Source organism: Leclercia sp. TB492 (assembly GCF_049974505.2).
Classification (GTDB): Bacteria; Pseudomonadota; Gammaproteobacteria; order Enterobacterales; family Enterobacteriaceae; genus Enterobacter; species Enterobacter adecarboxylatus_C.
The window spans coordinates 1,028,634-1,051,322 of the sequence record NZ_CM127572.1; the positions used below are offsets into that span (position 1 = coordinate 1,028,634).

The 22,689-nt window shown below is 56.6% G+C and carries 21 protein-coding genes and 1 other RNA gene; 16 read left to right on the top strand and 6 right to left on the bottom strand.

All coding sequences use genetic code 11. The features are described from left to right. The first annotated feature begins 16 nt into the window (after positions 1 to 16). From clpX to ACP4QI_RS04785, 6 genes are all read left to right on the top strand, one after another. Complete coding sequence (gene clpX / locus ACP4QI_RS04760; protein ID WP_032616836.1) at positions 17 to 1,291, top strand: ATP-dependent protease ATP-binding subunit ClpX; 1,275 nt, start codon at positions 17 to 19, stop codon at positions 1,289 to 1,291. 184 nt (positions 1,292 to 1,475) lie between these two features. Further along, on the top strand, positions 1,476 to 3,830 hold the full coding sequence (lon, locus tag ACP4QI_RS04765) for an endopeptidase La (protein ID WP_142488438.1): 2,355 nt from the start codon (positions 1,476 to 1,478) through the stop codon (positions 3,828 to 3,830). Positions 3,831 to 4,040: 210 nt separating this feature from the next. Beyond that, on the top strand, positions 4,041 to 4,313 hold the full coding sequence (hupB, locus tag ACP4QI_RS04770; RefSeq protein ID WP_002444653.1) for a nucleoid-associated protein HU-beta: 273 nt from the start codon (positions 4,041 to 4,043) through the stop codon (positions 4,311 to 4,313). Between the two features lie 211 nt (positions 4,314 to 4,524). Then, on the top strand, positions 4,525 to 6,396 hold the full coding sequence (ppiD, locus tag ACP4QI_RS04775; protein WP_426495144.1) for a peptidylprolyl isomerase: 1,872 nt from the start codon (positions 4,525 to 4,527) through the stop codon (positions 6,394 to 6,396). A 148-nt stretch (positions 6,397 to 6,544) separates the two neighbouring features. Further along, on the top strand, positions 6,545 to 6,913 hold the full coding sequence (locus ACP4QI_RS04780; protein ID WP_142488440.1) for a helix-hairpin-helix domain-containing protein: 369 nt from the start codon (positions 6,545 to 6,547) through the stop codon (positions 6,911 to 6,913). 96 nt (positions 6,914 to 7,009) lie between these two features. Continuing rightward, positions 7,010 to 7,408: a YbgC/FadM family acyl-CoA thioesterase gene (locus ACP4QI_RS04785; RefSeq protein WP_156263093.1), complete on the top strand. Its 399-nt coding sequence runs from the start codon at positions 7,010 to 7,012 to the stop codon at positions 7,406 to 7,408. 54 nt (positions 7,409 to 7,462) lie between these two features. Here the strand turns inward: ACP4QI_RS04785 and queC are convergent, their stop codons facing one another. Together queC and ACP4QI_RS04795 are read right to left on the bottom strand one after the other, a co-directional pair. Next, positions 7,463 to 8,158 carry a 7-cyano-7-deazaguanine synthase QueC gene (gene queC, locus ACP4QI_RS04790; RefSeq protein WP_426495143.1) on the bottom strand — a complete coding sequence of 232 codons (696 nt, stop codon included), beginning with the start codon at positions 8,156 to 8,158 and terminating at the stop codon, positions 7,463 to 7,465. Between the two features lie 66 nt (positions 8,159 to 8,224). Further along, positions 8,225 to 9,925, bottom strand: a complete 1,701-nt coding sequence (locus tag ACP4QI_RS04795) for an SgrR family transcriptional regulator (RefSeq protein WP_426495142.1) — start codon at positions 9,923 to 9,925, stop codon at positions 8,225 to 8,227. Between the two features lie 102 nt (positions 9,926 to 10,027). Here ACP4QI_RS04795 and cof point away from each other — a divergent pair, with 102 nt between their 5' ends. Then, the gene (gene cof / locus ACP4QI_RS04800; protein ID WP_142488444.1) at positions 10,028 to 10,846 is read left to right on the top strand and encodes an HMP-PP phosphatase; all 819 of its coding nucleotides are present in this window, start codon (positions 10,028 to 10,030) and stop codon (positions 10,844 to 10,846) included. A 40-nt stretch (positions 10,847 to 10,886) separates the two neighbouring features. Here cof and ACP4QI_RS04805 read toward each other — a convergent pair whose 3' ends face one another. Continuing rightward, on the bottom strand, positions 10,887 to 11,933 hold the full coding sequence (locus ACP4QI_RS04805) for a PLP-dependent cysteine synthase family protein (RefSeq protein WP_426495141.1): 1,047 nt from the start codon (positions 11,931 to 11,933) through the stop codon (positions 10,887 to 10,889). Positions 11,934 to 12,048: 115 nt separating this feature from the next. Between ACP4QI_RS04805 and ACP4QI_RS04810 the strand changes: the two genes are divergently transcribed. From ACP4QI_RS04810 to amtB, 5 genes are all read left to right on the top strand, one after another. Then, positions 12,049 to 12,507 carry an Lrp/AsnC family transcriptional regulator gene (locus tag ACP4QI_RS04810; RefSeq protein WP_106992153.1) on the top strand — a complete coding sequence of 153 codons (459 nt, stop codon included), beginning with the start codon at positions 12,049 to 12,051 and terminating at the stop codon, positions 12,505 to 12,507. A 42-nt stretch (positions 12,508 to 12,549) separates the two neighbouring features. Next, positions 12,550 to 14,322 (top strand): SmdA family multidrug ABC transporter permease/ATP-binding protein, encoded by a 1,773-nt coding sequence (locus ACP4QI_RS04815; RefSeq protein WP_426495140.1) that lies wholly within the window; start codon positions 12,550 to 12,552, stop codon positions 14,320 to 14,322. Beyond that, positions 14,315 to 16,093 carry a SmdB family multidrug efflux ABC transporter permease/ATP-binding protein gene (locus ACP4QI_RS04820; RefSeq protein ID WP_426495139.1) on the top strand — a complete coding sequence of 593 codons (1,779 nt, stop codon included), beginning with the start codon at positions 14,315 to 14,317 and terminating at the stop codon, positions 16,091 to 16,093. Before ACP4QI_RS04815 ends, ACP4QI_RS04820 begins: the two co-directional genes overlap by 8 nt. Positions 16,094 to 16,289: 196 nt before the next feature. Next, the gene (gene glnK / locus ACP4QI_RS04825) at positions 16,290 to 16,628 is read left to right on the top strand and encodes a P-II family nitrogen regulator (RefSeq protein ID WP_142488449.1); all 339 of its coding nucleotides are present in this window, start codon (positions 16,290 to 16,292) and stop codon (positions 16,626 to 16,628) included. Positions 16,629 to 16,661: 33 nt separating this feature from the next. Then, a complete protein-coding gene (amtB, locus tag ACP4QI_RS04830; protein ID WP_142488450.1) occupies positions 16,662 to 17,948 on the top strand; it encodes an ammonium transporter AmtB in 1,287 nt (428 codons plus the stop codon). Between the two features lie 95 nt (positions 17,949 to 18,043). On the opposite strand, the gene tesB is transcribed toward amtB, so the two are convergent. Continuing rightward, the gene (tesB, locus tag ACP4QI_RS04835) at positions 18,044 to 18,904 is read right to left on the bottom strand and encodes an acyl-CoA thioesterase II (RefSeq protein ID WP_106992157.1); all 861 of its coding nucleotides are present in this window, start codon (positions 18,902 to 18,904) and stop codon (positions 18,044 to 18,046) included. Between the two features lie 208 nt (positions 18,905 to 19,112). Here tesB and ACP4QI_RS04840 point away from each other — a divergent pair, with 208 nt between their 5' ends. Next, positions 19,113 to 19,682 carry a YbaY family lipoprotein gene (locus tag ACP4QI_RS04840; RefSeq protein ID WP_156263098.1) on the top strand — a complete coding sequence of 190 codons (570 nt, stop codon included), beginning with the start codon at positions 19,113 to 19,115 and terminating at the stop codon, positions 19,680 to 19,682. Positions 19,683 to 19,715: 33 nt separating this feature from the next. Here the strand turns inward: ACP4QI_RS04840 and ACP4QI_RS04845 are convergent, their stop codons facing one another. Further along, positions 19,716 to 20,027, bottom strand: coding sequence for an MGMT family protein (locus tag ACP4QI_RS04845; protein WP_142488452.1), 312 nt, complete (start codon positions 20,025 to 20,027; stop codon positions 19,716 to 19,718). 178 nt (positions 20,028 to 20,205) lie between these two features. Here ACP4QI_RS04845 and ffs point away from each other — a divergent pair. The 3 genes from ffs to ACP4QI_RS04860 all read left to right on the top strand — a co-directional run bounded on the left by ffs (position 20,206) and on the right by ACP4QI_RS04860 (position 21,074). Beyond that, positions 20,206 to 20,302, top strand: an RNA gene (gene ffs / locus ACP4QI_RS04850) — signal recognition particle sRNA small type. 305 nt (positions 20,303 to 20,607) lie between these two features. Then, on the top strand, positions 20,608 to 20,859 hold the full coding sequence (locus tag ACP4QI_RS04855; RefSeq protein WP_142488453.1) for a hypothetical protein: 252 nt from the start codon (positions 20,608 to 20,610) through the stop codon (positions 20,857 to 20,859). Further along, entirely contained in the window at positions 20,856 to 21,074 is a 219-nt protein-coding gene (locus tag ACP4QI_RS04860; protein WP_142488454.1) for a hypothetical protein, read from the top strand. The genes ACP4QI_RS04855 and ACP4QI_RS04860 overlap by 4 nt, the downstream gene beginning before the upstream one ends. 145 nt (positions 21,075 to 21,219) lie before the next feature. Here the strand turns inward: ACP4QI_RS04860 and yczR are convergent, their stop codons facing one another. Further along, on the bottom strand, positions 21,220 to 22,641 hold the full coding sequence (gene yczR / locus ACP4QI_RS04865; RefSeq protein ID WP_426495138.1) for a MocR-like transcription factor YczR: 1,422 nt from the start codon (positions 22,639 to 22,641) through the stop codon (positions 21,220 to 21,222). Between the last annotated feature and the right edge of the window lie 48 nt (positions 22,642 to 22,689).

Below are 22,689 nucleotides of genomic sequence, written 5' to 3' on the forward strand. Positions count from 1 at the left end.
AAAGAGGTTTTGACTCATGACAGATAAACGCAAAGATGGATCGGGCAAACTGTTGTACTGCTCTTTTTGCGGCAAAAGCCAGCATGAAGTGCGCAAACTGATTGCCGGGCCATCCGTGTATATCTGCGACGAATGTGTCGACTTATGTAACGACATCATCCGCGAAGAGATTAAAGAAGTCGCACCACACCGTGAGCGCAGTGCGTTACCGACGCCGCATGAGATCCGTCATCACCTTGATGACTACGTCATCGGTCAGGAACAGGCGAAGAAAGTGCTGGCAGTGGCGGTGTACAACCACTACAAACGTCTGCGTAACGGGGATAACAGCAACGGCGTTGAGCTGGGCAAAAGTAATATTTTGCTGATTGGCCCAACCGGTTCCGGCAAAACCCTGCTGGCAGAAACACTGGCACGTCTGCTGGATGTTCCGTTTACCATGGCGGACGCCACCACCCTGACCGAAGCCGGTTATGTGGGTGAGGATGTGGAAAACATCATCCAGAAACTGCTGCAGAAGTGCGATTACGACGTCCAGAAAGCCCAGCGCGGTATCGTGTATATCGATGAGATCGACAAAATCTCACGTAAATCCGATAACCCGTCCATCACCCGTGACGTGTCCGGTGAAGGCGTACAGCAGGCATTGCTGAAACTGATCGAAGGGACGGTTGCCGCTGTTCCACCGCAGGGCGGTCGTAAGCATCCTCAGCAGGAGTTCCTGCAGGTTGATACGTCCAAGATCCTGTTTATCTGTGGCGGTGCGTTTGCTGGTCTGGATAAAGTCATTGCTAACCGCGTTGAAACCGGCTCGGGTATTGGCTTTGGCGCGACGGTGAAGGCGAAGTCTGAAAAAGCGAAAGAGGGCGAACTGCTGACCCAGGTTGAGCCAGAAGATCTGATCAAGTTTGGTCTGATCCCTGAGTTCATTGGCCGTCTGCCGGTTGTCGCCACGCTGACAGAACTGAGTGAAGACGCGCTGATTCAGATCCTGAAAGAGCCGAAAAATGCCCTGACTAAGCAGTATCAGGCATTGTTCAATCTGGAAGGCGTTGAGCTGGAGTTCCGCGACGAAGCACTGGACGCGATTGCTAAAAAAGCAATGGCGCGTAAAACTGGTGCACGTGGTCTGCGTTCAATCGTTGAAGCTGCCCTGCTCGATACCATGTACGATCTTCCTTCGATGGAAGAAGTCGAAAAAGTGGTTATCGACGAGTCCGTCATTGCCGGCCAAAGCAAGCCGCTGCTGATTTACGGTACCCCGGAAGCTCAGCAGGCCTCTGGCGAATAATTCACCAGGTCATACAAGCAGTTAATCAAAAAGGGGGGATTTAATCCCCCCTTTTATTTTTCCGTAAACATGGCGTTGAATGTGTGGGAATCATCCCCATATACTGGATTACATGTTAATGGTTGCATGAAGCACAGTCCTGCAACCTGATTACCTGGCGGACACTAAACTAAGAGAGAGCTCTATGAATCCTGAGCGTTCTGAACGCATTGAAATCCCCGTATTGCCGTTGCGCGATGTGGTGGTTTATCCGCACATGGTCATACCCTTATTTGTAGGGCGGGAAAAATCTATCCGTTGCCTTGAAGCCGCCATGGATCATGATAAAAAAATCATGCTGGTTGCGCAGAAAGAAGCATCAACGGATGAGCCGGGTGTAAACGATCTTTTCACCGTCGGGACCGTGGCCTCTATTTTACAAATGCTGAAGCTGCCTGATGGCACCGTGAAGGTGCTGGTCGAGGGGCTGCAGCGTGCGCGTATTACCACGCTATCTGATGATGGCGAACACTTCGCAGCAAAAGCCGAATACCTGGACTCGCCTCAGCTTGACGAGCGTGAGCAGGAAGTGCTGGTTCGCACCGCAATCAGTCAGTTTGAAGGCTATATCAAGCTGAACAAAAAAATCCCACCAGAAGTGCTGACGTCGCTGAACAGCATCGACGATCCTGCACGTCTGGCTGATACCATCGCAGCGCACATGCCGCTGAAGCTGGCTGACAAACAGTCCGTGCTGGAGATGTCCGACGTTAACGAGCGTCTGGAATATCTGATGGCGATGATGGAGTCTGAAATCGATCTGCTGCAGGTTGAGAAGCGCATTCGCAACCGCGTGAAAAAGCAGATGGAGAAATCTCAGCGTGAGTACTATCTGAACGAGCAGATGAAGGCCATTCAGAAAGAGCTCGGTGAGATGGATGACGCACCGGACGAAAACGAAGCGCTGAAGCGTAAGATCGACGCGGCGAAAATGCCGAAAGAGGCAAAAGAGAAGGCCGAAGCAGAACTGCAGAAGCTGAAAATGATGTCTCCGATGTCAGCGGAAGCGACGGTTGTACGCGGCTATATCGAGTGGATGGTTCAGGTTCCATGGAACGCCCGCAGCAAGGTCAAAAAAGACCTGCGTCAGGCCCAGGAGATCCTGGATACCGACCACTACGGTCTGGAGCGCGTCAAAGACCGTATCCTCGAGTATCTCGCGGTTCAGAGCCGTGTTAACAAGCTCAAGGGCCCAATTCTGTGCCTGGTGGGGCCGCCGGGGGTGGGTAAAACCTCCCTGGGCCAGTCCATTGCTAAAGCGACCGGACGTAAGTACATCCGTATGGCGCTGGGCGGCGTGCGTGACGAAGCGGAAATCCGCGGTCACCGTCGAACCTATATCGGTTCAATGCCGGGCAAACTGATCCAGAAAATGGCAAAAGTGGGGGTTAAAAACCCGCTGTTCCTGCTGGATGAGATCGACAAAATGTCCTCAGATATGCGTGGCGATCCGGCTTCAGCCCTGCTGGAAGTGCTGGATCCTGAGCAGAACGTGGCGTTCAGCGATCACTACCTGGAAGTGGACTACGATCTGAGCGATGTGATGTTCGTGGCGACCTCCAACTCCATGAATATCCCGGCCCCGCTGCTGGATCGTATGGAGGTGATCCGTCTTTCTGGCTACACCGAAGACGAAAAACTGAACATTGCCCGCCGTCACCTGCTGTCGAAGCAAATTGAACGTAACGCACTGAAAGAGAGCGAATTGACCGTTGATGACAGCGCGATTATCGGCATTATTCGTTACTACACCCGTGAAGCGGGCGTGCGTAGCCTGGAGCGTGAAATCTCCAAGCTGTGTCGTAAGGCGGTGAAACAGCTGCTGCTCGACAAGACGTTGAAGCACATTGTGATTAATGGCGACAACCTGCACGAATACCTGGGTGTCCAGCGTTACGACTATGGCCGTGCGGACAGCGAAAACCGCGTCGGCCAGGTGACCGGTCTGGCGTGGACGGAAGTGGGCGGCGATCTGCTGACCATCGAAACCGCCTGTGTGCCGGGTAAAGGTAAGCTGACCTACACCGGCTCGCTGGGTGAAGTGATGCAGGAGTCCATTCAGGCTGCACTGACCGTGGTACGCGCGCGTGCGGAAAAACTGGGTATTAATCCGGACTTTTACGAAAAACGCGACATTCACGTTCACGTGCCGGAAGGGGCAACGCCGAAAGATGGCCCGAGCGCGGGTATCGCAATGTGTAGCGCCCTGGTGTCCTGCCTGACCGGCAACCCGGTGCGTGCTGATGTGGCGATGACCGGCGAAATCACCCTGCGTGGCCAGGTTCTGCCGATTGGCGGCTTGAAAGAAAAACTGCTGGCAGCTCACCGCGGCGGCATTAAAACGGTCCTGATCCCGTATGAAAACAAGCGCGATCTGGAAGAGATTCCGGATAACGTTATCGCCGATCTGGATATCCATCCGGTGAAACGTATTGAGGAAGTTCTGACCCTTGCACTGCAGAACGAGCCTTACGGAATGCAGGTTGTAACCGCAAAATAGTGACCTCGCGCAAAGAGCGTCAATAAAAACAAGGCTGGTGAGCGATTTCGGGCTTGCCAGCCTTTTTTTGTATAGCTAATTTAGATTGCTGATTGGGCCAGCCATCAACAACGGGTGTTGTAAGGTCATGGCAGGCCTGATATAACTGCTGCGCGGTCGCGTTTTGAAGGATTCAGGCGCGATATAAATTATAAAGAGAGGAAGAGAAGAGTGAATAAATCTCAACTGATTGACAAAATTGCTGCGGGTGCTGATATCTCCAAAGCTGCGGCTGGACGTGCGTTAGATGCTTTGATTGCTTCTGTTACCGAATCTCTGCAGGCTGGGGACGACGTGGCGCTGGTAGGTTTTGGTACTTTTGCTGTTAAAGAGCGTGCTGCCCGTACTGGCCGCAACCCTCAGACCGGTAAAGAGATCACCATCGCTGCTGCTAAAGTTCCGGGCTTCCGCGCCGGCAAAGCGCTGAAAGACGCAGTAAACTGATCGCTTTCTTACGTCAGGGAAGTCGAAAAGTACAAGGGCGCATCATTTGATGTGCCTTTTTTGTTTGTCCAGGCCTGATTTATGTGAGTTTATGCGAGTTGTGGGCTGACAATCGCCCCGGTTTCTTGTCACAATACGTCTTTACGCGCTGCGGTCAGGATTTCCGCCAGCGTCAGGTCACCAGTCACCTACAGCGGAGTGTGGTTACACCATGATGGACAGCTTACGCACGGCTGCTAACAGTCTCGTGCTCAAGATTATTTTCGGTATCATTATCGTGTCGTTCATTTTGACCGGCGTGAGCGGATACCTGATTGGCGGTAGTGCAAACTACGCCGCAAAAGTGAACGACCAGGAAATCAGCCGTGGGCAGTTTGAGAATGCATTTGCCGGTGAACGTAACCGCATGCAGCAACAGCTGGGCGATCAGTTCTCTGAGCTGGCGGCGAATGAAGGGTACATGAAAAACCTGCGTCAGCAGACGCTTAACCGTCTTATCGACGAAGCGCTGCTGGATCAGTACGCTCGTGAAATCGGTCTGAGCATCAGCGACGATCAGGTCAAAAAAGCCATTTTCTCTACCCCGGCTTTCCAGAATGACGGCAAATTCGATAATACCCGCTATAACGCGATCGTGAATCAGATGGGGATGACGCCGGATCAATACGCTCAGGCGCTGCGTAACCAGTTGACCACTCAGCAGCTGATCAACGCCGTGGTGGGTACGGATTTCATGCTCAAAGGCGAAGCGGATGAGCTGGCGACGCTGGTTTCTCAGCAGCGCATCGTGCGTGAAGCCACTTTCGACGTTAACGCCCTTGCTGCGAAACAGCAGGCGAGCGACGAAGAGGTGAAAAGCTACTACGAGCAGAACAAAAACAACTTTACCTCCCCGGAGCAGTTCCGCGTGAGCTACATCAAGCTGGATGCGGCTGCGATGCAGGAAAACGCAACCGATGCGGAGATCCAGTCCTACTACGATCAGCATCAGGATCAGTTCACCCAGCCACAGCGTAACCGTTTCAGCATCATTCAGACCAAAACTGAAGCCGAGGCCAAAGCGGCACTGGACGAGCTGAACAAAGGCACCGACTTCGCGACGGTCGCGAAAGAGAAATCTACCGACATCATCTCTGCCAAAAACGGCGGTGATATGGGCTGGCTGGAAGAGGGCACCACACCGGACGAGCTGAAAAATGCCGGCCTGAAAGAGAAAGGTCAACTTTCTGGTGTGATTAAATCCTCCGTCGGTTTCCTGGTGGTGCGTCTGGATGACATCACCCCTGCGACCACCAAACCGCTGGCTGACGTTCGCGATGATATCGCGGCGAAAGTGAAGCAGGAGAAAGCGCTGGATGGTTTCTATGCGTTGCAGCAGAAAGTGAGCGACGCGGCCAGCAATGACAACGAGTCGCTGGTCGGCGCTGAGCAGGCTGCGGGTGCAAAAGCGGTGACTACCGGTTGGTTTGGTCATGACAACCTGCCGGAAGAGCTGAACTTCAAACCGGTTGCGGATGCCATCTTCAATGGTGGTCTGGTAGGCGAAAACGGCACCCCGGGCAGCAACTCTGACATCATCACCGTCGACGGCGACCGCGCCTTTGTACTGCGCGTGAGCGAGCACAAGCCTGAAGCGATCAAGCCGCTGGAAGAAGTGAAAGATCAGATTACAGCGCTGGTTAAGCATAACAAAGCCGTGCAACAGGCGAAGCTGGACGCTGAGAAGCTGCTGGCTGAGCTGAAAGCCGGTAAAGGTGACGAGGCGCTGAAAGCGGCTGGCCTGAGCTTTGGCGAGACGAAAACGCTGAGCCGTACCGGTCAGGATCCGATCAGCCAGGCGGCATTCGGTCTGAGCCTGCCGGCAAAAGACAAGCCAAGCTTCGGTATCGCCAACGATATGCAGGGCAACGTAGTGGTTCTGGCGCTGGACGAAGTGAAAGCGGGCACCATGCCGGAAGCGCAGAAGAAAGCAATGGTTCAGGGTATCACCCAGAACAACGCGCAAATTGCTTTCGAAGCACTGATGAGCAACCTGCGTAAAGAAGCCAAAATCAAGCTGGGCGATATCATCACCCAGCAGTAATTACGTTGCTGCTCGCAAATTTGAGCAACGTACTGCAACACTAAAAGGCCGCTTTCGCGGCCTTTTCCATTTCTGCAATCTGCTGTTTGTCCCGCAAAAGCGGCCCGTTTATGGTGAGTGGGCTGTCAACAAACAAGGAGAAAACAGCATGAAACCTGGAATCAAAGCCCTTTTTATTACGCTTGCCCTTGCGTCTGCAGGAATGAGCCACTGCGCGCTGGCGGCGACACCAGCCGCCAAAACGCAGGCCGCACAAGGCAAGTCTGATGCGCCACCCCTCGCCACATCACCCCAGCAGTCGAAAGCGGCGGAAGCGGAGAAGGGGCGGATCAGCATCAATTCTGCCTCGGCGGAGGCGCTGGCGCGGGTGATGAACGGCGTGGGGTTGAAGAAAGCCCAGGCGATCGTCAGCTACCGTGAAGAATACGGCCCGTTTAAAACCCTCGACGATCTCAAGCAGGTGCCCGGCATGGGCGGAGCGCTGGTGGAGCGTAACCTTGCGTATTTGACGCTGTAATCACTTGCACAGTGGCAAAAATTTGCCAGGATAAAGAGGTCATACCAGTTATGACCTCTGAATCTTATAAATAACAACTCTTAAGGCTATTGCGCTATGCAGACCCAAATCAAAGTACGCGGCTACCACCTTGATGTTTATCAACACGTTAATAACGCTCGTTATCTTGAGTTTCTCGAAGAGGCGCGCTGGGAAGGGCTGGAAAACAGCGACAGCTTTCAGTGGATGACCGAGCGGCGTATCGCCTTTGTGGTGGCGAACATTAACATTAACTATCGCCGTCCCGCAGTCCTCAGCGATCTCCTCACCGTCACCAGCCAGCTACAACAGCTGAACGGTAAAAGTGGAGTGTTGAGTCAGGTAGTAACTCTCGAGCCGGAAGGGCAGGTGGTGGCAGATGCGTTAATTACCTTTGTCTGCATTGATCTAAAAACGCAAAAAGCGCTGCCGCTGGAAGGAGAGTTACGTGAGAAGCTGGAGCTGTTAATCAAATAACGCCGCTTCTGATGCCGGGCGAAGCGGAGACTTCCCCCGGCAGACTGGCCCGGATCAGTTAAGACCGGTTTTCTTTTTCAGGGCCGCCATCACACCGGCTTTATCCGCCAGATAGTGGTTAAGGCCGTTGGCACGCAGGTTACAGGCAGCGCACTGGCCACAGCCATCGCCCTGAATGCCGTTGTAGCAGGTCAGCGTTTCGTTACGTATCAGCTCCAGCTTGCCCCAGTAATCGGCCAGCGCCCAGGTCTCGGCTTTATCGAGCCACATCAGCGGCGTTTCGAAGCGGATATCTTTGGCCATCCCCAGATTCACGGCATGGTTAAGGGCTTTCACAAACTCGTCGCGGCAGTCCGGGTAACCGGAAAAGTCGGTTTCGCACACGCCGGTAATGATCGCCTCGGCTTTCACCTGGTAAGCGTAGATGGCAGTCAGGGTCAGGAAGAGAATATTACGTCCCGGCACGAAGGTATTCGGGATCCCTTCGGCATCCGGTTCGTAATCCGGCACCGGAATGCTGTCGCGGGTGAGGCTGCTCACCGCCAGTTCGTTGAGCAGGGTGACATCCAGAACCTTATGCGCCCGTACACCGAGTTTCACCGCCAGTTTCTGCGCGACCTCAATTTCTTCGCTATGGCGCTGACCATAGTCAAAAGTCACACAGTGGACTTCATCATATTGCTGCAGAGCCTGAACCAGACAGGTCGTGGAGTCCTGACCTCCACTGAACACGACAACGGCACGTTTCATAAATCTTCCCAACTTGGACGGTTAAAAACCTATGGTAACGTCTGCCCGTGGCGGCGACCAGCTTCTTCACGTTTTCGGGGCCGGTAGCCAGGCCTCGGTAAAATCAAACCAGCCGCGCGGATTCAGGCGGATGCCGTTTACCCCCGGCGGGGCGCTGATTTGATACTGATAGTTAAAGAGCGGCGTCAGGACGGCACGCTCCATCAATTGGGAGAACACCTCTTTCAACGCCAGATGGCGCGCTGCGGCGTCGGGCAGAATCTGAACCGCATCCAGGGTCGCCATCAGATGCGCAAACTGCGGGGCGCTGAGCAGGTGCGGCCAGAGAGCATCGCAGCGCAACCACTGCTCCAGGGTATATTCCGGGGCCTCGCCAATCAACCTGTCGCCCATCATGATATCGGCATCCGGCAGGGCAGTGCAGCCATCCCAGGTTTTCGCGTCATGAAAAATCACCGTCAGCTGACAGCCTTCATGGGCCAGATAGCGTTTAAGCTGCTCCGCCATGGTGTGTAACTCCACCGGCAGGTGGTAAATCAGGGTGAGCGCCGTCGGCAGAGCGGTGGTGTGCGCCTGCGGCCACTGTGGGATTGACCAGCCCGGCAGCAACTCCTGGGTTGGGGTAATGAGATTCTCGTCCAGCGGTAGCGTATGCAGCAGCGAGGTGTGATGAATGATGTCGATCAGCCTGCGGGCCTGCACCTCGCTTAACCGACCGCTCTGCTTCAGCGTGAGATAACAAAAGCCGAGGCTGATGCTGTTACTGACCAGCCGCAAACTGGCAAGCTCCTCCGGTTCGCCAATGGCGATCTGCACTGGATGACGGCAGCTGGTGCCTAAATCCTGGTCAAAAAGCTGGGGGGTGATCCAGTATTCGATCGCTTTCAGCAGCGGATGTCCCAGATGATACTGCTCGTGGCTTTCCAGCCGGACCAGATCCGCGTCGAAGATCGCCAGCCGGAACGGCCCGCTCCCCGTCAGGGGCTGATCCGGATGGGCAACACGGCTGCAGTAGCTCGCCAGGCGGTGCGCCAGCCAGTAATCCGGCTGCTGTAACACGAAGGTCAGGCATTGCGGATGGGTTACCTCAATTTGCCTGACGCTGTTAAACAGTTTACGCAGCGCGGGCAGGGTGAGCAGACGCGTCAGCTGGCTCTGGAGCTGAGCCGCCTCGACTTTGTCCCCGTTATGCCAGTGCAGCGTGGAGCGAATGTAGAAGTGCCAGCGCAGCCCGTCTGCCGAGATCTCCCAGTGATGTGCCAGGTCGCCCCCCGGCTCGCTGCTGGTGTCGTTGAACCGCGTCAGGCCGGAAAAGATCTGCCCGACCAGATGCTGCTCGGCACGTCCGGGTAAAAAGCCCGGATGGAGCGGATCGAGTGGCCGGTAATAGGGAATGCGTAACGTCGGGGTGTTGTTCTGCCACTGCCCACCGAGAAAAGGATGCAGGAGGGCGCGCAGCGCCTGGGGTGCCAGCTGGGCCAGCTCCAGGGCATTGTGCTGCTGGCCGTTTTTCAGCGCCTGTTCCATCATCGTATTGCGCAATGATTCCGGCGTGACGTGAAAGCGCAGCTCGCCGCGCTTACCGCGCCCGGACTGGGCCTGCCAGCTTAGCCAGCCCGCCTCCTGGGCCTGACGCAAGAGCGTACGCACGTGTCGTTCACTGCAAAAACAGCGGCTGGCCAGTTCAGCCACGCTCACCTGCTGTGGCGCACCGGCTGAGGGTTGCCACAGCCGTTGGTACTGATTAAGTCGATTGAGCTGGCGCATAAGAAACCCGGAACAATAATTTTTATCTATTCAGTATTACTTCCGTATATATCACGCAATACTGATGCACAAGTTAACCCCCTCACATTTTTCGGAGTTCCCATGGCGCGGCTGGCTGCATTTGATATGGACGGCACCTTGTTAATGCCGGACCACCGTTTAGGCGACAAGACGCTGAGCGTGCTTAAGCGGCTGCACGAGCGCGACATTACGCTCACCTTTGCCACGGGCCGACATGTGCTGGAGATGCGCCACCTGATGGGCGCGCTCTGCCTTGATGCCTTTTTGATTACCGGCAACGGGACGCGCATTCACTCTCTGGAGGGGGAGGTGCTCTATCGTCAGGATCTCGCCCCGGATGTGGCGGAGCAGGTGCTGCACACCACCTGGGATACCCAGGCCAGCATTCACGTGTTTAACGACACCGGCTGGCTGACCGGAAAGGAAATCCCGGCACTGCTGGAGGCGCACGTCTACAGCGGCTTCCAGTATCAGCTGACCGATCTGCGCCGTATTCCGGCCCATGCGGTGACCAAAATCTGTTTTTGTGGCGATCACGACGATCTGTGCCGCCTGCGCATCCAGCTTAACGAGGCGTTGGGGAGTCGCGCGCATCTCACCTTCTCGGCGATCGATTGTCTGGAAGTGCTGCCGGTCGGGTGCAACAAAGGTTCTGCCCTGGCGGTGCTGAGCGATCATCTTGGCTTAACGTTGCAGGAGTGTATGGCGTTTGGCGATGCGATGAACGATCGCGAGATGCTGGGCAGCGTGGGCCGCGGCCTGATTATGGGCAATGCGATGCCACAACTGATCGCTGAGCTCTCGCATTTACCGGTTATCGGACACTGCCGCAACGAGGCCGTGTCCCATTTCTTAACCCATTGGCTGGATACACCCGATCTTCCTTATTCCCCCGAATAGTGAGACCCTTCCAGCAAGCCAGACGAGAGTCTGGCTTTTTTTATTTTACCAGCCGGGTAATCTCCGCCAGCCACGGCGTCACGTCGCCAATGTTGGTCTGCACCCACTCTGCATTGTAGTAGGTGTCCAGATAGCGCTCACCGCTGTCGCATAACAGCGTAACGATGGAGCCGGTTTGTCCTGCCTCCCGCATCCGCGCGGCCAGCTGCAACGCGCCCCACATATTGGTCCCGGTAGAGGCCCCAACCTTCCGGCCAAGCTGCGTTTCCAGCCAGTGGGCGGTGGCGACGCTGGCGGCATCCGGCACGCGGAGCATCTCGTCCACTACGTCAGGGATAAACGACGGCTCGACGCGCGGGCGGCCAATCCCTTCGATTTTGCTGCCCACCGGGCTGCGCAGGGCAGGGTCGCGCTGCTGCCAGTAATCGAGAAACACCGAGTTCTGCGGATCCACCACCATCAGGCGGGTATCGTAGCCCTGGCAACGAATATAGCGGCCAATGGTGGCCGAGGTGCCGCCGGTCCCGGCGCTCATCACGATATGGGCCGGCACCGGATGAGGCTCATTTTGCATCTGGCGGAAAATACTGTCGGCAATGTTGTTATTGCCGCGCCAGTCCGTTGCCCGCTCCGCATAAGTAAACTGATCCATATAGTGACCGTTCAGCTCCCGGGCCAGCATCTCTGAGGCGGCATAAATTTCGCAGGCGCTTTCAACAAAGTGGCAGCGGCCGCCGTAAAACTCGATCTGTTCGATTTTGCGTTTTGCCGTACGGGAAGGCATCACGGCGATAAACGGCAGGCCGAGCAGGCGGGCAAACCAGGCTTCCGAGACGGCAGTGGACCCCGAAGAGGATTCGATGATTGTCGAGTCTTCTTTGATCCATCCATTACATAGCCCGTAAATGAACAACGAGCGTGCCAGACGGTGCTTCAGGCTGCCGGTCGGGTGGGTGCTTTCGTCTTTCAGATAGAGCTGAATACCGGCAAAACCCGGCAGGGTCAGGCGAATGAGGTGTGTGTCCGCCGATCGCTGATAATCGGCGTTAATTTCACTGATGGCGTTTTTAACCCAGGCGCTATTCATCTCGGTAATCCGTTTGTCATTTTGTGCCCAGCATAGCGAAAAGCACAGAAAAAATTGTTGCTATCTGGCCTTTAAAATAGAATGTAAGGAGAAAAATTTTCTCTGGAGGGTGGATATGCTAGATAAAATTGACCGTAAGCTGCTGTCCTTACTGCAAAGCGACTGCACCCTCTCTTTGCAGGCGCTGGCGGATGCCGTTAATCTGACCACCACGCCCTGCTGGAAACGCCTTAAGCGACTTGAAGACGAAGGCATCCTGCTGGGACGCGTGGCGCTGCTCGATCCTGAAAAACTGGGGCTTGGACTGACCGCGTTTGTTCTGATAAAAACGCAGCACCACAGCAGCGACTGGTACTGCGGATTCGTCAGCGTAGTATCGGAGATGCCGGAAGTGCTGGGCTTCTGGCGGATGGCGGGCGAATACGACTACCTGATGCGCGTTCAGGTGGCGGATATGAAACGCTATGATGATTTCTATAAACGGCTGGTCAACAGCGTGCCAGGTCTGTCGAATGTCACCTCCAGCTTTGCGATGGAACAGATAAAATACACCACCGCCTTACCCATTGAATAACTTCCCGGCCCTGCCGGAATACGATCCTCAGGAAAAGACCGCGTGCGATTATTTGCTCAGTTAAGCTGGTACTTCCGCCGGGAGTGGCAACGCTATCTCGGTGCAGTGGCCCTGCTTATTATCATTGCCGTTCTGCAGCTCATCCCGCCGAAAGTGGTGGGCTATGTCGTGGATGGCGTAACGGAACAGCATTACACCACCGCACGGGTGATGATGTGGATTGGCACCCTGGTGCTGACGGCGGTGGTGGTCTATCTGCTGCGCTATGTCTGGCGCGTGCTGCTGTTCGGGGCCTCCTACCAGCTGGCGGTGGAACTGCGGGAAGATTTTTACCGCCAGCTCAGCCGCCAGCATCCGGAATTTTATCTGCGCCACCGCACCGGGGACCTGATCGCCCGCGCCACTAACGATGTGGACCGCGTGGTCTTTGCCGCCGGGGAGGGCGTACTGACCCTGGTGGACTCGCTGGTGATGGGCTGCGCAGTGCTGATTGTGATGTCCACGCAGATCAGCTGGCAGCTGACGCTGCTGGCCCTGTTGCCAATGCCCATTATGGCGCTGGCGATCAAACGCTACGGCGACCAGCTGCATGAACGCTTCAAGCTGGCGCAGGCGGCCTTCTCCTCACTCAACGACCGTACCCAGGAGAGCCTGACCAGTATCCGGATGATCAAAGCCTTCGGCCTGGAAGATCGCCAGTCGGCGCTGTTTTCCGCCGATGCCGCGGATACCGGGGCTAAAAACCTGCGCGTCGCCCGCATCGACGCCCGCTTTGATCCGACGATCTATATCGCCATTGGCACCGCCAACCTGCTGGCGATTGGCGGTGGCAGCTGGATGGTGATTAACGGTTCGCTGACCCTCGGCCAGCTGACCAGCTTTGCCATGTATCTGGGGCTGATGATCTGGCCGATGCTGGCCCTGGCCTGGATGTTTAATATCGTCGAGCGCGGCAGCGCGGCCTACAGCCGGATCCGCGCTATGCTGGCCGAAGCGCCAGTGGTCAACGATGGCAGCGAACGTGTGCCGGAGGGACGCGGCGAGCTGAAGGTTGCTATCCGCGCCTTTAGCTACCCGCACACGGAGCAGGCGACGCTCGAAAACGTCAGCTTCAGGCTGCAACCCGGACAGATGCTGGGCATCTGTGGCCCAACGGGCGCCGGAAAAAGCACTATCCTGTCGCTGATCCAGCGCCACTTTGATATTGACCAGGGCGAGATCCGTTTCCACGACATCCCTCTGCCGCAGCTGCAGCTGGATAGCTGGCGCAGCCGGCTGGCGGTAGTGAGCCAGACGCCGTTCCTCTTCTCCGACACTGTCGCCAACAATATTGCGCTGGGTTGCCCGCAGGCGACCCGGGAAGCGATCGAGCACGTCGCCCGTCTCGCTAGCGTGCATGAAGATATTCTGCGCCTGCCCCAGGGCTATGAAACCGAAGTGGGCGAGCGCGGCGTGATGCTCTCGGGCGGGCAGAAACAGCGTATCTCCATTGCCCGCGCGCTGCTGCTCAATGCCGAGATCCTGATCCTCGACGATGCCCTTTCCGCCGTCGACGGCCGCACCGAACATCAGATCCTGCATAACCTGCGCCAGTGGGGGGAAGGGCGTACGGTAATTATCAGCGCCCATCGTCTGTCGGCCCTGACCGAGGCGAGTGAGATTCTGGTGATGCAGCACGGGCATATTGCCCAGCGCGGGCAGCATGAACAGCTGGCGGACCAGCCGGGATGGTATCGCGATATGTATCGCTATCAACAACTGGAAGCGGCGCTGGATGACGTGCCGGACATAAACGAGGAGGCCGCCGATGCGTAGTTTTTCCCAGCTGTGGCCGACCCTTAAACGCCTGCTGGCGTATGGCTCGCCGTGGCGCAAACCCCTCTCGCTGGCGGTGGTGTTGCTGTGGATTGCGGCGATCGCCGAAGTGACCGGCCCGCTGCTGATCAGCTATTTCATCGACAATATGGTGGCAAAGAACTATCTCCCGCTCGGCCTGGTGACCGGGCTGGCTGTGGCCTATGTTGGCTTGCAACTGCTTGCGGCCGGATTGCACTATGCCCAGTCGCTGCTGTTTAACCAGGCCGCCGTTGGGGTGGTACAGCAACTGCGTACTGACGTAATGGATGCCGCCCTGCGCCAGCCGCTGAGCGAATTCGATACCCAGCCCGTCGGGCAGATCATCTCCCGCGTCACCAACGATACGGAAGTGATCCGCGATCTCTATGTCACGGTGGTCGCCACGGTGCTGCGCAGCGCCGCCCTTGTCGGCGCCATGCTGGTGGCGATGTTCAGCCTTGAGTGGCGCATGGCGCTGGTGGCGATGGCCATCTTCCCGGCGGTGATGATTGTGATGATTATCTACCAGCGCTACAGCACGCCGATTGTCCGTCGCGTGCGGGCTTATCTGGCGGATATCAACGATGGCTTCAACGAAGTTATCAACGGCATGAGCGTTATCCAGCAGTTCCGCCAGCAGGAGCGCTTTGGCGAGCGGATGGGCGAGGCCAGCCGCTCCCACTATATGGCCCGCATGCAGACCCTGCGGCTGGATGGTTTTCTCCTGCGCCCGCTGCTCAGCCTGTTCTCGGCACTGGTGCTGTGCGGACTGCTGATGCAGTTTGGTTTTGCCGCTGGCGGCACCATTGAGGTCGGCGTGCTCTATGCCTTTATCAGCTATCTGGGCCGTCTTAACGAGCCGCTGATCGAGCTGACCACCCAGCAGTCGATGCTGCAACAGGCGGTGGTTGCCGGCGAGCGCGTCTTTGAGCTGATGGATCGTCCGCGTCAGGCCTACGGTCATGACAATCGCGACCTGCAAAGCGGCACCATTGAGTTTGATAAGGTCTCTTTCGCCTATCGCGACGATCGGCTGGTGTTGCAGGATATCGATCTGAATGTCCCCTCCCGGAGCTTTGTGGCGCTGGTAGGCCATACCGGCAGCGGTAAAAGTACCCTCGCCAGCCTGCTGATGGGGTACTACCCGCTCACCGAAGGGGAAATTCGCCTCGACGGGCGTCCGCTCTCGACCCTGAGCCACGCCGCGCTGCGTAAAGGGGTGGCGATGGTGCAGCAGGATCCGGTGGTGCTGGCCGATACCTTCTTCGCCAACGTCACGCTCGGGCGGCCGTTTAACGAGGAGCAGGTTTGGGACGTGCTGGAGAAAGTGCAGCTGGCAGAACTGGCGCGTGGCCTGCATGACGGCATTCACACCCGCCTCGGCGAGCAGGGGAATAACCTCTCCGTGGGGCAAAAACAGCTGCTGGCCCTGGCGCGGGTGCTGATTGATACGCCGCAGGTGCTGATCCTCGATGAAGCCACGGCCAGCATTGACTCCGGCACCGAGCAGGCGATCCAGCAGGCGCTGTCCGCGGTACGTGAACACACTACGCTGGTGGTGATCGCCCACCGCCTGTCGACCATTGTTGAGGCGGATACCATTCTGGTGCTTCATCGCGGCCAGGCGGTTGAGCGCGGTACCCATAAGCAACTGCTTGAGGCGAAAGGGCGTTACTGGCAGATGTATCAGCTGCAACTGGCCGGTGAAGAGCTGGCCGCCAGCACGCGCGAAGAGTCGCTCAGCGCCTGATGCACTAAAATTAAGCAACCTGCCAGCCGCTGAATCGGTTGGTGCAAAAATGAAACGCATCATGCACTGTCATGGTGCGTTTTTTTTCGCCTTCTCTACGCCACGCCTCGTCCCCCCTCTCTTTTCAATTCTGGCACACCGCTTGCAATACCTAATCCGTTCGCGAGCCATTACCGAATTCTGACTGGAGAGATATATGAAGCTGGTTACCGTGGTCATCAAACCATTCAAGCTCGAAGACGTGCGTGAAGCACTCTCTTCAATGGGTATTCAGGGACTGACCGTCACCGAGGTGAAAGGCTTTGGGCGACAGAAAGGTCATGCGGAGCTGTACCGTGGCGCCGAATACAGCGTCAACTTCCTGCCAAAAGTGAAGATTGACGTGGCGATCGCCGACGATCAGCTGGATGACGTTATCGACGTGATTAGCAAAGCAGCCTACACCGGCAAAATTGGCGACGGCAAAATTTTCGTTGCTGAGCTGCAACGCGTTATTCGCATTCGTACAGGCGAAGCCGACGAAGCGGCACTGTAAAAAATCAGGCACACAGTGATAGGGATCGAGAAAATGAACACAACAACATTCAAAGCAGGTCTGGGGTCTCTGGCACTGCTGCCGGGGCTGGCAATGGCTGCACCAGCGGTGGCAGACAAAGCCGATAACGCCTTTATGATGATTTGCACCGCGCTGGTGCTGTTTATGACTATTCCGGGGATTGCGCTGTTTTACGGCGGCCTGATCCGCGGCAAAAACGTCCTCTCCATGCTCACTCAGGTGACGGTGACCTTCGCCCTGGTGTGCGTCCTGTGGGTGGTCTACGGCTACTCGCTGGCCTTCGGTGAAGGTAACGCCTTCTTCGGCAGCTTCAACTGGGCGATGCTGAAAAATATCGAGCTGACCGCGGTGATGGGCAGCTTCTATCAGTACATCCACGTGGCGTTCCAGGGCTCGTTCGCCTGTATCACCGTCGGGCTGATTGTCGGGGCGCTGGCGGAACGTATTCGCTTCTCCGCGGTGCTGATCTTCGTCGTGGTATGGCTGACGCTCTCCTATGTGCCGGTGGCGCATATGGTCTGGGGCGGCGGTCTGCTGGGCTCACATGGCGCGCTGGACTTTGCGGGCGGTACCGTGGTTCACATCAACGCCGCAGTGGCGGGCCTGGTGGGGGCATACCTGATCGGTAAACGCGTCGGTTTTGGCAAAGAGGCCTTCAAACCGCACAACCTGCCGATGGTCTTTACCGGCACCGCAATCCTTTACTTCGGCTGGTTTGGCTTTAACGCCGGTTCCGCCAGTGCAGCCAACGAAATTGCGGCGCTGGCCTTCGTGAACACCGTTGTGGCCACGGCGGGCGCTATCCTCTCGTGGATCTTTGGCGAGTGGGCGGTACGCGGTAAACCATCCCTGCTGGGTGCCTGTTCCGGTGCTATTGCCGGTCTGGTGGGCATCACCCCGGCCTGTGGTTTTGTCGGTGTCGGCGGTGCGCTGATCATCGGTATCGTCGCGGGTCTGGCCGGTCTGTGGGGCGTCACTGCGCTGAAACGTGTGCTGCGTGTGGACGATCCTTGTGATGTCTTTGGCGTGCACGGCGTGTGCGGCATCATCGGCTGTATCATGACCGGTTTCTTCGCCTCTACCTCACTGGGCGGCGTCGGCTACGCAGAAGGCGTGACCATGGGACATCAGGTTCTGGTTCAGCTGGAAAGTATCGCCATCACGGTGGTCTGGTCGGGCGTAGTGGCCTTTATCGGCTACAAACTGGCGGACATGACGGTGGGTCTGCGCGTGCCGGAAGAGCAGGAGCGTGAAGGTCTGGACGTCAACAGCCACGGCGAGAATGCGTATAACGCGTAATGTGAGGTATTGCCCGGTGGTGCTACGCTTACCGGGCCTACGGATTATGCTTTTGAAGGCCGGGTAAGGCGAAGCCGCCGCCCGGCTTTTTCACATCATCCCCGATTACGCATCACCCCTTCCTGCACCGTAGAAGCCACCAGCACGCCGTCCTGCGTATAGAACTCACCGCGAACAAACCCACGGGCGCTCGACGCCGACGTGCTCTCCACGCTGTACAGCAGCCAGTCGTTCATATCGAACGGACGGTGGAACCACATCGAGTGGTCGATAGTGGCAACCTGCATCCCTTTTTCAAGGAAACCTACGCCGTGCGGTTGCAGCGCGACCGGCAGGAAGTTGAAATCGGACGCGTAACCCAGCAGATACTGATGGACGCGGAAATCTTCCGGCACCGTCCCGTTGGCGCGGATCCAGACCTGACGCGCCGGCTCGGCGGTATGGCCCTTCATCGGGTTATGGAACTCAACCGGGCGGATCTCCAGCGGTTTGTCGCAGAGAAACTTCTCTTTCACCTGCGGGGGCAGCAGATGCGCCAGCGCGCGGGCAATATCCGTTTCAGACTTTAATTCGTCCGGTGCCGGGGCAGGGGGCATCGTTTTCTGATGCTCATAGCCCGGCTCCGGTGCCTGGAACGACGCCGTCATATAGAAGATCGGCTTACCGTTCTGCACCGCGGCCACGCGGCGGGCGCTGAAGCTGTTGCCGTCACGCAGGACTTCTACGTCATAAACGATTGGTTTCTGGCTGTCGCCAGGGCGCAAAAAGTAGCTGTGAAAGGAGTGCACAAAGCGTTCCGCAGGTACTGTCTCTTTAGCTGCGTAGAGGGCTTGCCCCACAACCTGACCGCCGAATACCTGGCGCAAGCCCAGATCTTCGCTTTGTCCCCGAAAGAGTCCTTCTTCAATTTTTTCCAGGTTTAATAATGTCAGCAGATTGCCTAGTGCCTGACTCATAGTCGTCCTCAATTAAAACGCCGTGGCGAAAGATAGGCAGAGTATAACGCAGAAATGGAAGTGGTCCGATGGGTGCAATAATCTGAATAACAGGGAGATTCCAGGCATAAATAATTGATGTGTGCCACACTTACTCTCGTTAACCTGGTATTAACCACTCATCTGGCGGTATCGATCCCGCTGGTGCATTGATGATAAGGAGAACTCAATGAAACTCGTGCACGCGTTAAGTGGTTTAGCGGTAGCGGTTGCTCTCTCTGCCTGTGCAGATAAAAGTGCAGACATCCAGACGCCAGCGCCAAACCCAAACACTGCTGCCGTGGCGGCTCAACCGACCATTCAGCAGCCAAATGTTTCCGGGACCATCTGGATCCGTCAGAAAGTGGCTTTGCCGCCGGATGCGGTATTAACCGTCACCCTGTCTGATGCCTCTCTGGCCGACTCACCGTCGAAAGTACTGGCGCAGCAGGCGACCCGTACCGAAGGTAAACAGGCTCCGTTCAAGTTTGAACTGCCGTTTAACCCGGCGGACGTGCAGCCTAACGCGCGTATTCTGCTGAGTGCCGCGATCACCATTAACGATAAGGTCGTACTGGTGACCGATATCGTGAAACCGGTAATTAATCAGGGCGGGACCAAAGCCGATCTGGTGCTGGTGCCGGTACAGCAGACCGAGTTGCCGTTACAGCCTGGCGGCGGTGCGCCCACGACCGTACCTTCCACTTCGCCAACTCAGGTGAGCCCGTCTACGGCCACCCCGGCACCTACCCAGCTTTAATGTCGCCAGCCCCTCTCGCCTGAGAGGGGCTGTTTAATACCGCCAGCGGTATTGCTGCAAATCAATCTCCCCGCTACCTGATACCTGTACCCCTTCGCTGAGCAAGGCCTGACGCTGACGCTGTAAATCAGGGCCGGTTAAGGAGATCGCCCCGTGGCGGTTCACCACCCGATGCCAGGGCAGGGTACTGCCTTCCGGTAGCCGTTTAAGTACGCCGCCTACCTGCCGTGCAGCGCGTGGAGAACCTGCCAGGCGTGCTACTTCGCCATAGGTGGTGACGCTACCTTCGGGAATTGAGGCTACTATCTGCCAGACCCGCTGAGGAAAAGAGTCGTGCTCATCCATTTTTTGCTCCTGTGTTGAGGGCATAATAAAGATTACCCGGCAAGACAGGAAGAAAGCGTGCACTCTGTAAACGCTTTGCGCAATAAACCATCACCCGGACGCCGTTAACTTGCAATTGCTATCTGGTACAGTGATAATGCGCCAGCGCGTTGGTTAACAACGCTCTCAATGGGGGCTCTGTTGGTTCTCCCGCAACGCTACTCTGTTCACCAGGTCAGGTCCGGAAGGAAGCAGCCAGGGCAGACGACGTGTGTGCCGGGATGTAGCTGGCAGGGCCCCCACCCATTTCTGCCTTCCGCAAAATTTTTCGTCTTCTCCCATCATTCAGCACTTTCATGCCACAGGCCCAACTTCTTTTCGTTTACCCATAGCAACCCTAAGCACATTATATATTTCTGAACTGACCTGTTTATTTCGTTAATTGTCATCATACTGAAATGTGGTTGTCATTATTCTGTCATAAATGTTGTGCAGGGTAAGTGTGACATTTTTATGATATATAAGCAGGCAATATATATCTGGATAATAATGATAACTTCGTGTATTAATTTAACAAATTGATGTCAAGGACGTAGCCACCATGACCACTGCCGTGCTGAATGTAAAAATCGACGAAGCGCTGAAAGAGAAGCTTCGTCATTACGCAGAAGTGAACAATGAGAATCTCAGCGTTACCACAGAGAAACTGCTGCAAATGGCCTTTGCTGTAGCAGACGAGGCGGGAGTAACGGAAGAGGATATCGACAATCAACATACGGAAGAAGAGAACGTAGCACCTTTTACTCCTAAAGAAATCAAAGCATTAAGAAAAATTCTGAAGAAGAAAAAATGAAACAATATCAGCAATCCACCGCCAGCAGCTACTCGGAAGCCTGCACGCTTCTGCGCTCTGGCTATGTCAAACATGTCCGCCTGGGCTGGGATGTTGGCAGTGATGAGTTCTTTCGAATTGCGTCTGACTGGTGTGATACCGGCGCAAAAATAAAGAAAGAAGGCGATAGTTTTGTTATTTCCCTGAAAGGTTTCCCTATCCCTGCTCAGCACTGACTTCTTTCCTGCTGAAAATGTCTGACTGTAACTATTACAGTCAGACATTTTTAAATCGTCGTTTTTACGCCGTTATTTGTGCGCCCGCTCACTTCTTCCCGGTAATAAATGTCGCTGTTACAGTCGCTCCTTTGCAGGCAGACGATTATACCAGGGGGCGTTTTAACTCTTGTCCGCTTTCATTCAACGCCAGCCACAGCGGCTTGATCCGCACCAGCGCGCTTTCCAGCTCCGCCGGCTCCAGCGAAAAGGGCATCCGCAGATAGCGATCAAAGGCCCCGGAAAGACCGAAGCGCGTACCGGTTCCCAGATGAATACCTGCCGCTTCGGCGCGGGTAGCCAGTTGGGTGGCTAACATATCCGGCAGCTCCACCCAGTAGGAGAGCCCACCTTCCGGCATCTGGAAACGCCACTGGGGAAAATGTTCCCTCAGTAACGTCGCACAGCGATCGCGGTGTTCACGCAGCATTTGACGCCGCGCCGGTAAAAATGCGTCGCCGTTCTCAATCAACCACAGGGTTGCCAGCTGCTCCAGCAGCGGCGAGCCGAGATCGAGGGTATCGCGGGTTTGCGCCAGGGTTGCGATAGTGCGCGCCGGGGCGCGAATCCAGCCCAGACGCAGGCCTCCCCAGAAACTTTTTCCCGCCGAGCCCAGCGTAATGACATTGCCGTTCGGGCAGAAGGCCGCCAGCGGCGGCGGTGGGGGAGCGTCGAACCAGAGATCGGCCATGGTTTCATCCACCACTAGCGTGGTGCGGGCCCGGGCAGCAATGGCGGCAATGGCCTCACGGCTGGCCGCGTCCATGCAGCGGCCGGTGGGATTGTGAAAGTCCGGCATCAGGTACGCCAGGCGAGGCGCGGTCTGGGCGAGGGTGGCGGCAAAGCCGTCGATATCCCAGCCGGTCTGCGGCAGCGACACACCAACTGGCCGGCAGGATGCTCCCTGAATGGCGGCGATAGCCAGCGGGTAGGTAGGGTGATCCACCACCACCCTGTCGCCGGGTCCGGTGAACATCCGCAGCACCAGCGCCAGCCCGCTGACCGCGCCGTTCACCACCATCACCTCTTCCGCCCGGGTAGGCAGTCCTCGTGCCCTGTAGCGCGCAGCAATGGCCTCGCGCAGCGCCAGCAAACCCAGCTGGTCGTAGCCGGTTTGCGTCAGATGCTGCGTAATAGCGGTCAGGGCGTGGGTATAGGCCTGATGGATCTCCGGTCCGGCGCCCAGTGCAGCAGTGGAGAGATCCAGCGCCGCGCTGGCATTGGCGCGGGTCGGAGGCGTGCGGCTGTCGGGCAGGATTACCCGGGATCCACTGCCATGGCGACTTTCGAGATAGCCTTCATCGCGCAGATGCGCAAGCGCGCTGCTGACGGTGGTACGGCTCACCTCCAGGGTTAAGGCCAGTTCGCGCTCGCCCGGCAGGCGCGTATCCAGCGCCAGCCTGCCGTCGAGGATCAGCAGGCGTAACGCATCGGCCAGCTGACGCCATAGCGGGGTACGGGAGGGCTCCTGCTGCCAGTGGCCCAACAGGCGAACTAATGACTGGCTTCCAAATCGACGCGATGACATAAGCAGTCCACTTTTTCAAAACTGGACATTAATCATAGTGCCATTTCA

Coding starts and splice junctions, on each gene's coding strand:
- queC (WP_426495143.1), bottom strand. CDS start 8,158: ATGAAACGTGCCGTTGTCGTGTTCAGTGGAGGTCAGGACTCCACGACC.
- ppiD (WP_426495144.1), top strand. CDS start 4,525: ATGATGGACAGCTTACGCACGGCTGCTAACAGTCTCGTGCTCAAGATT.
- ACP4QI_RS04785 (WP_156263093.1), top strand. CDS start 7,010: ATGCAGACCCAAATCAAAGTACGCGGCTACCACCTTGATGTTTATCAA.
- ACP4QI_RS04795 (WP_426495142.1), bottom strand. CDS start 9,925: ATGCGCCAGCTCAATCGACTTAATCAGTACCAACGGCTGTGGCAACCC.
- ACP4QI_RS04855 (WP_142488453.1), top strand. CDS start 20,608: ATGACCACTGCCGTGCTGAATGTAAAAATCGACGAAGCGCTGAAAGAG.
- lon (WP_142488438.1), top strand. CDS start 1,476: ATGAATCCTGAGCGTTCTGAACGCATTGAAATCCCCGTATTGCCGTTG.
- ACP4QI_RS04845 (WP_142488452.1), bottom strand. CDS start 20,027: ATGGATGAGCACGACTCTTTTCCTCAGCGGGTCTGGCAGATAGTAGCC.
- ACP4QI_RS04780 (WP_142488440.1), top strand. CDS start 6,545: ATGAAACCTGGAATCAAAGCCCTTTTTATTACGCTTGCCCTTGCGTCT.
- ACP4QI_RS04805 (WP_426495141.1), bottom strand. CDS start 11,933: ATGAATAGCGCCTGGGTTAAAAACGCCATCAGTGAAATTAACGCCGAT.
- ACP4QI_RS04840 (WP_156263098.1), top strand. CDS start 19,113: ATGAAACTCGTGCACGCGTTAAGTGGTTTAGCGGTAGCGGTTGCTCTC.
- glnK (WP_142488449.1), top strand. CDS start 16,290: ATGAAGCTGGTTACCGTGGTCATCAAACCATTCAAGCTCGAAGACGTG.
- ACP4QI_RS04820 (WP_426495139.1), top strand. CDS start 14,315: ATGCGTAGTTTTTCCCAGCTGTGGCCGACCCTTAAACGCCTGCTGGCG.
- tesB (WP_106992157.1), bottom strand. CDS start 18,904: ATGAGTCAGGCACTAGGCAATCTGCTGACATTATTAAACCTGGAAAAA.
- cof (WP_142488444.1), top strand. CDS start 10,028: ATGGCGCGGCTGGCTGCATTTGATATGGACGGCACCTTGTTAATGCCG.
- ACP4QI_RS04860 (WP_142488454.1), top strand. CDS start 20,856: ATGAAACAATATCAGCAATCCACCGCCAGCAGCTACTCGGAAGCCTGC.
- ACP4QI_RS04810 (WP_106992153.1), top strand. CDS start 12,049: ATGCTAGATAAAATTGACCGTAAGCTGCTGTCCTTACTGCAAAGCGAC.
- yczR (WP_426495138.1), bottom strand. CDS start 22,641: ATGTCATCGCGTCGATTTGGAAGCCAGTCATTAGTTCGCCTGTTGGGC.
- amtB (WP_142488450.1), top strand. CDS start 16,662: ATGAACACAACAACATTCAAAGCAGGTCTGGGGTCTCTGGCACTGCTG.
- clpX (WP_032616836.1), top strand. CDS start 17: ATGACAGATAAACGCAAAGATGGATCGGGCAAACTGTTGTACTGCTCT.